General features: G+C 71.9%; 10 protein-coding genes. 5 read left to right on the forward strand and 5 right to left on the reverse strand.

Annotated elements, in window-relative coordinates; genetic code table 11:
- Positions 1–384 precede the first annotated feature (384 nt).
- From AB0C59_RS20170 to AB0C59_RS20185, 4 genes are all read left to right on the forward strand, one after another.
- Positions 385–1,047, forward strand: coding sequence for a response regulator transcription factor (locus tag AB0C59_RS20170; RefSeq protein ID WP_067229335.1), 663 nt, complete (start codon positions 385–387; stop codon positions 1,045–1,047).
- 229 nt (positions 1,048–1,276) lie between these two features.
- The gene (locus AB0C59_RS20175) at positions 1,277–2,551 is read left to right on the forward strand and encodes a ribonuclease D (protein ID WP_363006390.1); all 1,275 of its coding nucleotides are present in this window, start codon (positions 1,277–1,279) and stop codon (positions 2,549–2,551) included.
- Between the two features lie 801 nt (positions 2,552–3,352).
- The gene (locus AB0C59_RS20180) at positions 3,353–4,570 is read left to right on the forward strand and encodes an acetyl-CoA C-acyltransferase (protein WP_363006392.1); all 1,218 of its coding nucleotides are present in this window, start codon (positions 3,353–3,355) and stop codon (positions 4,568–4,570) included.
- A complete protein-coding gene (locus AB0C59_RS20185) occupies positions 4,567–6,696 on the forward strand; it encodes a 3-hydroxyacyl-CoA dehydrogenase NAD-binding domain-containing protein (RefSeq protein ID WP_363006394.1) in 2,130 nt (709 codons plus the stop codon). The genes AB0C59_RS20180 and AB0C59_RS20185 overlap by 4 nt, the downstream gene beginning before the upstream one ends.
- 85 nt (positions 6,697–6,781) lie before the next feature.
- Here AB0C59_RS20185 and AB0C59_RS20190 read toward each other — a convergent pair whose 3' ends face one another.
- On the reverse strand, positions 6,782–7,795 hold the full coding sequence (locus AB0C59_RS20190; protein WP_363006396.1) for a hypothetical protein: 1,014 nt from the start codon (positions 7,793–7,795) through the stop codon (positions 6,782–6,784).
- 39 nt (positions 7,796–7,834) lie between these two features.
- On the opposite strand from AB0C59_RS20190, the gene AB0C59_RS20195 reads away from it, so the two are divergent.
- Entirely contained in the window at positions 7,835–8,218 is a 384-nt protein-coding gene (locus AB0C59_RS20195; RefSeq protein WP_363006398.1) for an NTP pyrophosphohydrolase, read from the forward strand.
- A 240-nt stretch (positions 8,219–8,458) separates the two neighbouring features.
- Here the strand turns inward: AB0C59_RS20195 and AB0C59_RS20200 are convergent, their stop codons facing one another.
- The 4 genes from AB0C59_RS20200 to AB0C59_RS20215 all read right to left on the reverse strand — a co-directional run bounded on the left by AB0C59_RS20200 (position 8,459) and on the right by AB0C59_RS20215 (position 14,312).
- Complete coding sequence (locus AB0C59_RS20200) at positions 8,459–9,940, reverse strand: amino acid permease (RefSeq protein WP_363006400.1); 1,482 nt, start codon at positions 9,938–9,940, stop codon at positions 8,459–8,461.
- Positions 9,941–10,084: 144 nt separating this feature from the next.
- Positions 10,085–12,019, reverse strand: a complete 1,935-nt coding sequence (dxs, locus tag AB0C59_RS20205; protein ID WP_363006402.1) for a 1-deoxy-D-xylulose-5-phosphate synthase — start codon at positions 12,017–12,019, stop codon at positions 10,085–10,087.
- A 209-nt stretch (positions 12,020–12,228) separates the two neighbouring features.
- The gene (locus tag AB0C59_RS20210) at positions 12,229–13,524 is read right to left on the reverse strand and encodes a sugar ABC transporter permease (protein ID WP_363006404.1); all 1,296 of its coding nucleotides are present in this window, start codon (positions 13,522–13,524) and stop codon (positions 12,229–12,231) included.
- A complete protein-coding gene (locus AB0C59_RS20215) occupies positions 13,521–14,312 on the reverse strand; it encodes an ATP-binding cassette domain-containing protein (RefSeq protein WP_363006406.1) in 792 nt (263 codons plus the stop codon). The genes AB0C59_RS20210 and AB0C59_RS20215 overlap by 4 nt, the downstream gene beginning before the upstream one ends.
- Positions 14,313–14,467 lie beyond the last annotated feature (155 nt).

The following is a 14,467-nucleotide window of genomic DNA, read 5'->3' on the forward strand; positions in this document are numbered from 1 at the left end:
ACCCCCCCCCTCACCTCACCCCCCCACCCCCCGGGCCTGGGGGGCCGCCGCACACGGTGTGCGGCACCGCCCTTCGCCGTGTCCGGCGCCGCTCGCGGCGGCGCCGCGGCACACGTCAAGTCGCATGCACCCGTCGGCGGACACCCCTTGCCATCTCTTTGTCGATACGGCCACTTTCGGCCTCATATCGACAAGGGACCGCACCGACTTGATCTTCGGGTGATCGCTCGTGCGTCCGAATTGCACGGATTGTTACTCACCAAATCGTGATCATTCCCTAAAGGAGCACGAGTCTGATGCCGAAGACGACTGTGACCTTGAAAGCACGGTTCGTACCGGCTTCATCCCCTGAGCCGGCCCCGTCCCGCACCCCCAGGAGGCCTGGTGTCCGTTCTCCTCGAGCAGCCCGCAAGCCTGGTCGCCTACCGTCCGAACAAACCGACGGCGATGGTCGTCGTGGCCGATCCTCGCGTGCGTTCCACCGTCACCCGCCACCTGTGGGCGCTCGGGGTGCGCGACGTCATCGAGGCGTCGTCCATCGCCGAGGCCCGGCCGCGCGTCGGCAACCCGCGCGACATCTGCGTCGCCGACGTCCACCTCCCCGACGGCTCCGGCCTCACCCTCCTGTCCGAGACCCGCGCCGCCGGCTGGCCCAACGGGCTGGCTCTGTCCGCCGCCGACGACATCGGCGCGGTCCGCAACGCCCTGGCCGGCGGCGTGAAGGGCTATGTCGTCACCGGTACGCGCACCAACGTCGGGCTCCCCACCCGCCCCGGTGCCGCCCCCATCGGCGCCGCCGCGGCGCGCCTGCACCGCCGCCCCCCGGGTGCCCCGAGCCACCCGGGCGGCTACCGCGAGCTGTCCGGCCGCGAGGTGGAGGTGCTGCGCCTGGTGGCCGAGGGCCAGTCGAACAAGGCGATCGGCGTCTCGATGGGACTGTCGGCGCTGACGGTCAAGAGCCACCTCGCCCGCATCGCCCGCAAACTGGGCACCGGTGACCGCGCCGGCATGGTGGCGGTGGCCCTGCGGACCGGCATCATCCACTGATTCCCGATCACCACCGCTGCATCCCGATCACCCCCGCGACCTGGTCGTCCACCGTGTCCGGATCGTCCACCGCGGCCCGTTGAAGATCCCTTTCAAGCCCGTTCCCCCGAAGCCCCTCCCCCGGCGTGCGCCCCGCATGTACGGCACGTGACTGGTTTGCGACCCTTCACCGCCCGTCGACGGAACGTTCCGTCGGCGGGCGGCTTCCTTGCACAGATACCCTTGACAGGTGACCGACGCCCAAGAGACCGCAGCAGACAGCCCACTGCGAACCACCGGAGGCGCCCCTCCGGACGACGTCGAACCGGCGCCGATCCCCCTGCTGGAACCGCGAGAGGGCATTCCGCCCGTGATCACCGACGCCGACGCGCTCGCCGAGGTGATCGCGGCCTTCGGCGCGGGCTCCGGCCCTGTCGCCGTGGACGCCGAACGCGCGTCCGGCTACCGGTACGGCCAGCGCGCCTATCTGATCCAGCTGCGCCGCGAGGGTGCCGGCAGCGCGCTGATCGACCCGGTGGCCTGTCCCGATCTGTCGAAGCTGTCCGAGGCGCTCGACGGGGTCGAGTGGGTGCTGCACGCCGCCACGCAGGACCTGCCGTGCCTGCGGGAGATAGGCATGGTGCCCACCAGCCTGTTCGACACCGAGCTCGCCGGCCGCCTCGCCGGGTTCCCCCGGGTGGGGCTGGGCGCCATGGTGGAGAACGTGCTCGGCTTCGTCCTGGAGAAGGGGCACTCCGCCGTCGACTGGTCCACGCGCCCCCTGCCCGAGCCCTGGCTGCGCTACGCCGCCCTCGATGTCGAACTGCTGGTCGACCTGCGGGACGCCCTGGAGAAGGAGCTGGAGCGGCAGGGCAAGCTGGAGTGGGCCCGGCAGGAGTTCGACGCGATCGCCGCCGCACCCCCGGCCGAGCCGCGCAAGGACCCCTGGCGGCGCACGTCCGGGATGCACAAGGTGCGCCGGCGCCGCCAGATGGCCGTCGTGCGGGAGCTGTGGCAGGTCCGGGACCGGATCGCCCAGCGCCGGGACGTGTCGCCGGGCAAGGTCCTCTCCGACGCGGCGATCGTCGAGGCGGCGCTGGCCCTGCCGCCGAACGTGCACGCGCTCGCGGCGCTCGGCGGGTTCGGGAACCGGGTGGGGCGCCGGCAGCTGGAGCAGTGGCAGGCCGCGATCGACCAGGCCCGGGGACTGCCGGAGGCCGAGCTTCCGCAGCCCGGGCAGCCGGTGACCGGTCCGCCGCCGCCGCGTGCCTGGGCGGACAAGGACCCCGCCGCGGCGGCTCGACTGTCGGCCGCGCGGGCCGGGGTGTCGGCGCTGGCCGAGGAACTGAACATGCCGCAGGAGAACCTGATCTCTCCGGACACGGTGCGGCGGGTGTGCTGGGAGCCGCCGCAGCCCGGCGGCACGGACGCGGTCGCCACGGCACTCGCCGGGTACGGGGCGCGGCCGTGGCAGGTCGAGCAGATCACGCCGATCCTGGTGACGGCACTGGCCGACGAGACCTGAGCCCCCAGAACCCGACGAGCCCCTCCCGGGCCCGACCCCGGAACTCGGCACGACCACCGACTCCGGGCGCCGGGTCAGGCGCGGCGATCGGCTCCTGAGCGCCGGCCGCGGGACTCGCGGGGTCCGGCGAGCCCCCTTCCGGGCCCGACGCCCGGGACTCGGCACGACCACCAACCCCGGGCGCCAGCTCAGGCGCGACCACCGACTCCTGAGCGCCGGCCGGGAGGCTCGCGGGATCCGGCGCCTCCCTCCCGGGCCAGACACCCAGGACTCGGCACGACCATCGGCTCCGGGCGCCGGCCGCGGCGCTCGCGGGATCCGGCGAGCTTCCCCTCCCGGGCCCGACGCCCGGGGACTCGGCAGGACCACCGACCCCGGACGCGGGGGCGGGCCGCCCCCTCGGAGGCGTCCTGGCTCAGGCGCGACCGCCGGCTCCGGGTGCCGCCTCGGGCGTAGCGGCCGGCTCCTGAGCGTCGGCCGCGGGGCTCGGCGCGAGGTCGGGATGCCGTCGCGTCCACCCGAAGGGCGCGGCCGCCGACCGTGCCGGAGCCTCCCGTACCCGCCTCCGGAACACCACCGGCACAGGGCGCCGCCCGGCGGAGTCGCGGGCCTTCTCACGCCGTCCGCGCGTCCTCGCGGTGAGCGCCGGGGAGCGCTCCGCTCCGGCGCGGTGGTGTGACCTTCACCGCTTGGCCCCTCGGGACTGGGCAGCTTGGTTACCCGTAAGTAGCATGGGGCCTGAGCGCGCGCTCAGCCGCGTCGCCGCAGCAGTGCCACCCCGCACCCTGGAGGAGAGCCATCGTGCCTCGTACCGTCAGGGACGTCGTCTTCGTCGACGGCGTCCGCACCCCGTTCGGCAAGGCGGGCCCGAAGGGCATCTACCACGAGACCCGGGCCGACGACCTCGTCGTGAAGGCGATCCGGGAGCTGCTGCGCCGCAACCCGGCCCTCGACCCGAAGAAGATCGACGAGGTCGCCATCGCCGCGACCACGCAGATCGGCGACCAGGGCCTGACCCTCGGCCGTACCGCCGGCATCCTGGCCGGCCTGCCGCAGTCCGTTCCGGGCTACTCCATCGACCGCATGTGCGCCGGCGCCCTGACCGCCGTGACGTCCGTCGCCGGTTCGATCGCCTTCGGCGCCTACGACGCCGTCATCGCCGGCGGTGTCGAGCACATGGGCCGCCACCCGATGGGCGAGGGCGTGGACCCGAACCCGCGCTTCGTGAGCGAGAAGCTGGTCGACCAGTCCGCCATGTTCATGGGCATGACGGCGGAGAACCTGCACGACCGCTACCCGCACATCACCAAGCAGCGCACCGACGCGTACGCCGTGAACTCGCAGGAGAAGGCCGCCAAGGCGTACGCCAACGGCAAGATCCAGCAGGACCTGGTGCCGATCTCCGTGCGGCGCACCAGCCCCGAGGGCGGCGAGACGGGCTGGGGCCTGGTCACGGCCGACGAGCCGATGCGCCCGGGCACCACGATGGACAGCCTGGCGAACCTCAAGACGCCGTTCCGCGTCCACGGCCGGGTCACCGCCGGCAACGCGGCCGGTCTGAACGACGGCGCCACCGCCTCGATCATCGCCTCCGAGGACTTCGCCCGCGAGCACGACCTGCCGGTCAAGATGCGCCTGGTCTCCTACGCCTTCGCGGGCGTCGAGCCCGAGGTCATGGGCTACGGCCCGATCCCGGCCACGGAGAAGGCCCTCGCCCAGGCGGGGCTCAGCATCTCCGACATCGGTCTCTTCGAGATCAACGAGGCGTTCGCCATCCAGGTCCTGGCCTTCCTGGACCACTACGGCATCGCGGACGACGACGCGCGCGTCAACCAGTACGGCGGCGCCATCGCCTACGGCCACCCGCTCGCCTCCTCCGGCGTCCGTCTGATGACGCAGCTGGCCCGCCAGTTCGAGGAGCAGCCCGAGGTCCGTTACGGCCTCACCACCATGTGCGTCGGCCTCGGCATGGGCGCGACGGTCATCTGGGAGAACCCGCACTTCGAGGGGGACAAGTGAGCACCACCACCGAGCTTCTGAAGGGTGCGGCCGAGCTGTTCCCCGGCGAGGTCGTCACGCAGGCGCACGTACGCCACTTCGACCTGCCGGGCGGCGCCGGGCGCTTCGCCCTGGTCACCCTCGACAACGGCCTGGACCACACCAAGCCGACCACCTTCGGCCCCCAGTCGCTCGCGAACCTGAACACCGCGATCGACCAGGTGGAGAAGGAGGCCGCGGAGGGCTCCATCGTCGGCGCCGGCATCACCGGCAAGCCGTTCATCTTCGCGGTCGGCGCCGACCTCAAGGGCGTCGAGCTGCTCAAGGAGCACAAGGACGCGCTGGCCATCGGCAAGGGCGGCCACGAGGTCTTCAAGCGTCTGGCGAACCTGGCCGTCCCGACGTTCGCGTACTACAACGGCGCGGCGATGGGCGGCGGCGTCGAGGTCGGCCTGCACTGCACCTACCGCACGGTGTCCGCGGCCATCCCGGCGTTCTCCCTGCCCGAGGTGTTCCTCGGTCTGGTCCCCGGCTGGGGCGGCTGCGCGCTCCTGCCGAACCTGATCGGCGCCGACAAGGCCGTCTCGGTCATCATCGAGAACAGCCTGAACCAGAACAAGCAGCTCAAGGGCAAGCAGGTCCACGAACTGGGCATCGCGGACGCCCTGTTCGAGGGCGCCGACTTCCTGGAGCAGTCGCTGCTGTGGACGGCGTCCGTCCTCAAGGGCGAGATCCGGGTCGAGCGCCCGGAGATCGACCGCGGCGAGGGCTGGGACCAGGCCGTCGCGCGGGGCCGCTTCATCGCCGACGGCAAGGTGCACGGCGCGGCCCCGGCCGCCTACCGCGCGCTCGACATCATCGCCGCGGCCAAGAACGGCGACCTGCAGCAGGGCTTCGACGCCGAGGACCAGGCCCTCGCGGACCTGATCATGGGTGGCGAGCTCCGCTCCGGCATCTACGCCTTCAACCTGGTGCAGAAGCGCGGCAAGCGCCCGGCGGGCGCCCCGGACAAGAGCCTGGCCCGCCCGGTCACCAAGGTCGGCGTCGTCGGCGCCGGTCTGATGGCCTCGCAGCTGGCGCTGCTGTTCCTGCGCCGCCTGGAGGTCCCGGTCGTCCTCACGGACATCGACCAGGAGCGTGTCGACAAGGGTGTGGGCTACGTCCACGCCGAGATCGACAAGCTGCTCGGCAAGGGCCGCGTCAACCAGGACAAGGCCAACCGCCTCAAGGCGCTGGTGTCCGGCGTCCTGGACAAGGCCGAGGGCTTCGCGGACGCGGACTTCATCATCGAGGCCGTGTTCGAGGAGATGTCCGTCAAGCAGAAGGTGTTCGCCGAGGTCGAGGCCGTCGCCCCGGCACACGCGATCCTCGCCACGAACACCTCCTCCCTGTCGGTGTCGGAGATGGCGTCGAAGCTGAAGAACCCCGAGCGGGTCGTCGGCTTCCACTTCTTCAACCCCGTCGCCATCCTGCCGCTGCTGGAGATCGTCCGGGGCGAGCAGACCGACGACGCCTCGCTGGCCACCGCGTTCGGTGTCGCGAGGAAGCTGAAGAAGACGGCGGTTCTGGTCAAGGACGCCCCGGCGTTCGTCGTGAACCGCATCCTGGTCCGCTTCATGGGCGAGATCCAGAACGTCATCGACGAGGGCACCCCGGTCGCCGTGGCGGAGAAGGCGGTCGAGCCGCTCGGCCTGCCGATGTCCCCGCTGGTCCTGCTGGAGCTGGTCGGCCCCGCGATCGGTCTGCATGTCTCGGAGACCCTCAACAGGGCCTTCCCGGACCGCTTCACGGTCTCCCCGAACCTCAAGGCGGTCGTGGAGGCGGGCAAGCGCGGCTTCTACACCTACGACTCCGGCAAGCCGGAGCTGGACCCCGAGGTCGCCGCGCTGCTGAAGCAGGGCGACACCGTCCTGACGGAGGAGCAGGTCCGTGCCCGCGTCCTGGACGCGGTGGCGCAGGAGATCGGCCTGATGCTGGACGAGGGCGTCGTCGCCGAGGCGCAGGACATCGACCTGTGCCTGATCACGGGCGCCGGCTGGCCCTTCCACCTGGGCGGCGTCACGCCGTACCTGGACCGTGAGGGCGTCTCGGAGCGCGTCAACGGCAAGACGTTCCTGGAGAACGGCGTGGCGTCCGTTCCCGCGTGACGTAGCCGGACACCACGCGGAGGGCCTCGCTTCGGCGGGGCCCTCTCGCGTGTCCTCCCCCGTCCTCCCTACGCCGCTGCCGGACTCACACCGGCTGCCAGGGCGCCAGCGCCAGCCCCGGCTCGTCGTTCTGACGGGCCACCCGCAGGTCGCCGTCCGGTGTCAGGCTCGCGGCGACCACCCGTCCCCCGGCGTCCTCGGCCAGCGCGACCCGCGTTCCGCCGGGCAGGTGAGGGCCCGACTCGCTCCACCACAGGCCCGCCGACTCCTGTTCGGTGGGGCACGCGGCGAGGACCACCCGGCCGGAGTCCGAACGCTGGGCGAGGAGCACGCAGTCGTGGCCGTCGACGGCGCAGCGCGACGCCGCCACCGGTCCCGCCCCCGCGGCGCGCAGCAGCGGGACCGGGTCACCGCCCGGACGCCAGGCGTGCAGCATGCCCTCGGGGTCCGCGAAGAACAGGGTGGTGTGCTCCTTGGACGTGGTCAGCACCGTCAGCGTGCCCGGCGCCACCCGCACCTCGATCGCCTCGCACAGGGTCGGCGCCGCGCCCGGTTTTGGCTGGTGCCAGCGCAGGATGCCCTCGGCCGTGGTGGCGTACAGCTCGACCCGGCCCGAACCGCCGGTCACCGCGGCGAGTTCCTCGTGCGCGCCCCGGCCGCCGAGGTCGTGCCAGCCGCTCCAGCCGCCGCGCTCCTTCTGGGCGACCATGCCGACGCCGCCGCCCCGGGCGCGGACGAAGATGTGGGCGCGGCCATCGGCGTCCACGGCCACCGCCGGAGGCCCGGTGCGGTCGCCCGTCCCGTCCGGGTGGCCGACGGGGTGCCAGTCCAGGGCGAAGAGGCGGGGCCGGAAGTGGGTGGAGTGCACCAGGCAGGACTCACCCGGCGCGGTGGGCCGCCAGGCGGCCAGGTGGGCGTAGCCGTCGGGGCCCTGTCCGATCGCGGGGCCGGGGTGCAGGCGCTGGTCGCCGCCCATCCGCCGGGGCTGCTCCCAGGAACCGCCGGGCCGGCTCTCCGCGCGGCACAGGAGGGCGTCGCCCGCCGGCATGTAGACGCTGAGGAGGCCGTCGCGCCCGCGCACGAACCAGTTGCCGTTCACCGGTCCACTGTATGCGCGGGGCCGTGCCAGGCTGGGTGCATGTCGCAGGAAGAGGACGCGCCGACGTTGCTGGTCGTGGACGCCGCGAACGTGGTCGGATCGGTGCCGGACGGCTGGTGGCGGGATCGCAGGGGCGCCGCGGAACGGCTGCGGGACCGGCTGGCGCGGTGCGCCGAGGACGGGGTGCCGGGGTGTCCCGGGCCGGTGGAGACGGTGCTCGTGGTGGAGGGCGCGGCGCGGGGGGTGTCCTCCGTACGGGGGGTGCGGGTGGAGTCGGCACGCGGGAGCGGGGACGACCGGGTGGTCGAGCTGGTCGCGGAGGCGGTGGGACGGCGGGTGCTGGTGGTGACGGCGGACCGCGAGCTGCGGGAGCGGGTACGGGCGCTGGGGGCGGAGGTCACGGGCCCTCGCACCGTGCGGTGACGCCCTCCTGACCGTCCTGTCGCCGACGGCTCCGGCACACGGCTCCCGAGACTCCGACACCGTCCACGGGCCCGTCGCGCGGTTCCCCGCGCCCCTGGCACCCGGCCCCTGGGCGCGCGCTGCCATCCGCAGCGCGCGTCACGGCACTCCGCGCGGCTCCCGCGCGCCCCTGCCCCTCGGCCCCTGAGCGTGCGACGCCGTCCACGGGCCCGTCGCGGCGCCTCACGGGCTCCGCCGCGCCTAGGACTTGTTGCGGGTCGCCAGGCGGCTGTGGCGGCGGCCGTAGCAGCAGTACAGGATGACGCCCAGGGCGAGCCACACCACGAACCGCAGCCATGTCTCCGTCGGCAGGTTGAGCATCAGCCACAGCGAGGCGCACACCGACAGCGCCGGAATCACCGGCACGAGCGGCGTCCGGAAGGACCGCGGCAGATCCGGCCGCGTCCGCCGCAGGATCACGACACCGATCGCGACGACCACGAAGGCGAACAGCGTGCCGATGTTCACCAGTTCGGCCAGCTCGCTCAGGCTCGTGAAGCCCGCGATGACGGCGATGACCCCGCCCAGCAGCACGGTCGGCCGGTGCGGGGTCTTGAACCGGGGGTGGACATGGGAGAAGAAGCGGGGCAGCAGTCCGTCCCGGCTCATCGCGAAGAAGATCCGGGTCTGCCCGAGCAGCAGGATCATGCACACGGTCGTCAGCCCGACCGCCGCGCCGAAGCTGATCACCCCGGCGAACCAGGGATGCCCGAGGGCCTTGAAGGCGTCGGCGAGCGGCGCGTCCACGGACAGCTTCGAGTAGCGCTCCATCCCGGTGACCACGATCGACACCGCCACGTACAGCACCGTGCAGACGACCAGCGATCCGATGATGCCGCGCGGCATGTCGCGCTGCGGGTTCTTGGTCTCCTCCGCCGTCGTCGCGACGATGTCGAAGCCGATGAAGGCGAAGAAGACCACGGACGCCGCGGTGAAGATGCCGAGCACGCCGAAGCTCGACGGGGTGAAGCCGAACATCAGCTGGATCAGCGGAGCCTTGAGCGAGCCCGCCGCGGCCACCGGCTGCGACGGGGGGACGAACGGCGAGTAGTTGGCACCGCTGACGAAGAAGGCACCCCCGATGATCACGATCAGCACCACGGTCACCTTGACGGCGACGACGACCTGGGTGACCCGGGCGGAGAGTTTGACGCCCACGACGAGGACGGCGGTGAGCACGAGGACCAGCGCCGCGGCGAGGATGTCGAAGCCGAATCCGTGCGCCCCGTCCCGGCTGCCGAGGTAGTCCGGCAGGTGCCAGCCCGCGTTGTCCAGCAGGGAGCGGATGTAGCCCGACCAGCCGACGGCCACCACCGCCGTGCCGAGCGCGAACTCCAGGACCAGGTCCCAGCCGATGATCCAGGCGGGCAGTTCGCCGAGGGTGGCGTACGAGAAGGTGTACGCGCTTCCGGCGACCGGGACCGTCGAGGCGAACTCCGCGTAGCAGAGCGCGGCGAGCGCGCACACGACGCCGGCGATCACGAACGACAGGGAGACGGCCGGGCCCGCGTTCTCCTTGGCCACCTTGCCGGTCAGGACGAAGATGCCGGTGCCGATGATGACACCGACACCGAACACGGTCAGGTCGAGGGCCGAGAGGGTCTTCTTGAGCGCGTGCTCCGGTTCCTCGGTGTCCCGGATCGACTGCTCGACGTTCTTCGTCCGGAAGAGAGTCCTGCTCACGGCGTACCTCCCACGGCCGTCGCCCCGACATTATCGGGAGGGGGTGCACAACGTGTTCCCCGCCGGGTGTGGATTCACGCAAATGGGCCGGTTCCCCCACCGTAAAGATGGAGAAACCGGCCCAAGAGGGACCATTCGGCCCCGTCAGTCGCGTGCGGAGTCCACCGGGTCCGCGGTCTGCGCGGCGTCCGCGCGGTCGAACCGCCCGTCGAGCCTGGCGACGAGCCCGGTGACCTGGCGGGCGATGTCCGGCGCGGTCAGGCCGATCTCGGCCATGACCTCCTTGCGCTGGGCGTGGTCGAGGAAGCGCGGCGGGATGCCGAAGTCCCGCAGCGGCACGTCGACGCCCGCGTCCCGCAGCGCCTGCGCGATAGCCGAGCCGACACCGCCGACGCGGGAGTTGTCCTCCACGGTGACGACCACCCGGTGCCGGGCGGCGAGCGGGGCGAGCGCCTCGTCCACCGGCTTGACCCAGCGGGGGTCCACGACGGTGGTGGAGATGCCCTGCTTGTCGAGCAGGTCCGCGATCTCCAGGCACATGGGCGCGAGCGCGCCGACGGAGACCAGCAGCACGTCCGGGACCGGGGCGTCCGCCCTGCGCAGGACGTCCATGCCGCCGACCGTGGCGACCGCGGGCACGGCGGGTCCGACGACGCCCTTGGAGTAGCGCAGCACGGTCGGGGCGTCGTCCACCTCGACGGCCTCGCGCAGCTGGGCGCGCAGCTGCTCGGCGTCGCGCGGGGCGGCGATCCTGAGGCCCGGCACGATCTGGAGCATCGACATGTCCCACATGCCGTTGTGCGAGGCGCCGTCGTCGCCGGTGACGCCGGCCCGGTCGAGCACGAAGGTCACGCCGCACCGGTGCAGGGCGACGTCCATGAGGACCTGGTCGAAGGCGCGGTTGAGGAACGTCGCGTACACCGCGAACACGGGGTGCAGGCCGCCGGTCGCCAGGCCCGCGGCGGAGACCGCGGCGTGCTGCTCGGCGATGCCGACGTCGTAGATCCGGTTCGGGAAGGCGTCCGCGAACTTCTTCAGACCCACGGGGTGCAGCATCGCCGCGGTGATGGCGACGATGTCCTCGCGCTCCCGGCCGAGCTTGACCATCTCGTCGCCGAAGACGGAGGTCCAGCTCGCGGCGGCGGCCTTGATGGGCAGGCCGGTGTCGGGGTGGATCGGGCCGATGCCGTGGAAGCGGTCGGCCTCGTCCTGCTCGGCGGGCTTGTAGCCGCGGCCCTTCTCGGTGAGGCAGTGCACGATGACCGGGCCGCCGAACCGCTTGGCGCGGGCCAGGGCGGACTCCAGGGCCTCGATGTCGTGTCCGTCGATCGGGCCGACGTACTTCAGGCCCAGGTCCTCGAACATGCCCTGCGGGGCGATGAAGTCCTTCAGGCCCTTCTTGGCGCCGTGCAGGGTCTCGTAGAGCGGCCTGCCGACGACGGGCGTGCGCTCCAGCACCTCCCGGGTGCGGGCCAGGAACTTCTCGTAGCCGTCCGTGGTGCGCAGGGTGGCCAGGTGGTTGGCGAGGCCGCCGATGGTGGGAGAGTACGAGCGCTCGTTGTCGTTGACGACGATGACCAGCGGGCGGTCCTTGGCGTCGGCGATGTTGTTGAGCGCCTCCCAGGCCATGCCGCCGGTGAGGGCGCCGTCGCCGATGACGGCGACCACGTGGCTGTCGTTCTCCAGCAGCTCGTTGGCCTTGGCGAGGCCGTCGGCCCAGCCGAGGACCGTGGAGGCGTGCGAGTTCTCGATGACGTCGTGCGCGGACTCGGCGCGCGAGGGGTAGCCGGACAGGCCGCCCTTGGAGCGCAGCCCGGAGAAGTCCTGACGGCCGGTGAGCAGCTTGTGGACGTAGGACTGGTGGCCCGTGTCGAAGAGGACCTTGTCCTTGGGAGAGTCGAAGACGCGGTGCAGGGCGATGGTGAGCTCGACCACGCCGAGGTTGGGCCCGAGGTGGCCGCCGGTCTTGGAAACAGCCCCGACGAGGAAGGTCCGGATCTCCTCGGCCAGCTGGTCCAGCTGCTCCAGGCTGAGCCGGTCCAGATCGCGCGGTCCCGTGATGCGGGTCAGCAGCGGCACCCGTGCCTCCTTGCGTTGAGCTGTGTCGAGCTTGCCGGGCCAGTCGAGTCTAATGTTCCGTCGCTACGGATCTTGTGCGGCCCACGACATGACCGCGCCCGGCACCGCAGGGCGGCACCGGGCGCGGGTCGGGACGAGGGGCCGGAGCACCCCGGACGGGCGCTCCGGCAGGGGCGCGGGCTGCTTGGCCCGCGGCCCCGGCGCGAGCGTTACGCCCGCCCCGCCGTCTTCTGCGTCTTGCGGGTGACCGAGTCGATCACCACGGTGGTGAGCAGGACACCCGCGGTGATCATGTACTTCACCGGCTCGGCGATGGACTCCAGCTGGAGCCCGTACTGGATCGAGACGATCACCAGCACACCCAGCAGCGCGTTCCACGTGCGGCCCCGGCCGCCGAAGAGGCTGGTGCCGCCGATGACGGCCGCCGCGATGGCGTTCATCAGCAGGTCACCGGTGCCGGCGCTCTGGTTGGCCGAGGCGATCTTGGAGGCCAGGAACAGGCCGCCGACCGCCGCGAAGAACCCGGAGATCGCGAAGACCGAGATCCGCACGGCCGTGACGTTGATACCGGCACGGCGCGAGGCCTCGACGCTGCCGCCGAGCGCGAAGATCTTGCGGCCGTACGCCGTGCGGCGGAGCACGAAGTCCGTGAGGACCAGGAAGGCCAGGAAGATCACGGTGGCCAGCGGCAGGCCCTTGTACTGGTTGTACATGTAGGCCGCGGCGAAGGAGACCACGGCGAGCAGGACCGTCCGCAGGACCGTCTCGCTCAGCGGCCGGGACGGCACGCCGACGGCCTCACGACGGCGGTTGCCGAGGAAGGAGGTGACGAAGAACACGACGACCACGACGGCGGCCAGACCGTAGGCGGCGGCCACGTCGGAGAAGAAGTACGTGGTCAGCTGGCCGATGAAGCCGTCGCTGTTCAGGTTGATGGTTCCGTCGGAGCCCAGCACCTGGAGCATGAAGCCCAGCCAGAACAGCAGGCCCGCCAGGGTCACGGCGAAGGCGGGGGCGCCGAGGACGGCGAAGAAGAAGCCGTGCAGCGCGCCGATGGCCGCGCCCGCGAATACGGCGACGAGCACCGCCGCCCACTCGGGCCAGCCCTGGTTGACGGCGCAGACGGCCGCGAGGGCGCTGGCCGCGCCGCTGACCGAGCCGACCGACAGGTCGATCTCGCCGAGCAGCAGGACGAAGACGATGCCGACCGAGATCATGCCCGTGCCGACCATCGAGATGGTGATGTCGCTCAGGTTCTGGGCGGACAGGAAGGCCGAGTTGAGGCTCTGGAAGATGACGCAGATGGCGACCAGGCCGACCACGACCGGCAGGGAGCCGAGGTCGCCGGCGCGCATCTTGCGCTTGAACTCGCCCAGGTAGCCGGCGAAGCCCTGCTCCCGCACGAGGAGCCGGGGGTCGACCGCGGTGACCGCGGCGGCCGCGGCCTCGGGGTTCCGGGCGGCGGGGACGTCCTTGGGCGCCTCGGAGGTCTTTTCGATGCTCACTGGGAAGCCTCCCCGTTGGTGCGCGCCGCACGGCGGGTCACCGCGTTGTCGGTGGCGCCGGTGATGGCGGAGATGATCTCCTCCTGCGAGGTGGTCTTCACCTCGAAGACGCCGTTGTTGCGGCCGAGGCGGAGCACCGCGACCTTGTCCGCCACGGCCTTCACGTCGGCCATGTTGTGGCTGATGAGGATCACGGCGTGGCCGCGCTCGCGCAGCCGCTCGACCAGGTCGAGGACCTGGGCGGTCTGCTCGACGCCGAGTGCGGCGGTGGGCTCGTCCAGGATGACCAGCTTGGGCTCGCCGAGCATCGAACGGGCGATGGCCACGGTCTGGCGCTGACCGCCGGAGAGCGAGGCGATCGGGATGCGGACGCTGGGGATCCGGATCGACAGCGTGGTCAGCAACTCGCGGGCGCGCCGCTCCATCTCGACCTCGTCGAGGATGCCGCGCCTGGTCAGCTCACGGCCCAGGAACAGGTTCCCGACGACGTCGATGTTGTCGCACAGCGCGAGGTCCTGGTAGACGGTCGCGATGCCGAGGCTCTGGGCGTCGTGAGGCCTGGCGATCTGGACGGGCCTGCCTTCCCATTCGATGGCGCCCTCATCGATGGGGTGCACGCCGGCGATCGTCTTGACCAGCGTGGACTTTCCGGCGCCGTTGTCGCCGACCAGGGCGACCACCTCACCGGCGTGGACCTCAAGCTCTACGTCGGTGAGCGCCTGAACGGCACCGAACCGCTTGGAGACCCCGCGCAACGCCAGCACGGGCGTAGCGGACACGTGAACCATCTCCTTCGCCGCCTGACCCGGCGGGAGGTTGTGCAGAAGTTGGGGGATGTTCCGTCCGGCACCCCGCGAGCGAGCTTGCGGGGCTGATGAGCGCGGGGCGCCGGCGGAGCTTGTGCGCGCCTGCCCCGTACGGGGATTCAAGGACGAATCGCGGT

This window comes from Streptomyces sp. NPDC048664 (assembly GCF_040650555.1).
GTDB lineage: Bacteria > Actinomycetota > Actinomycetes > Streptomycetales > Streptomycetaceae > Streptomyces.

What these genes read in the sequence shown, in the direction of transcription:
- AB0C59_RS20195 (WP_363006398.1), top strand. Translation starts at nt 7,835, where the DNA reads ATGTCGCAGGAAGAGGACGCGCCGACGTTGCTGGTCGTGGACGCCGCG.
- AB0C59_RS20215 (WP_363006406.1), bottom strand. Translation starts at nt 14,312, where the DNA reads ATGGTTCACGTGTCCGCTACGCCCGTGCTGGCGTTGCGCGGGGTCTCC.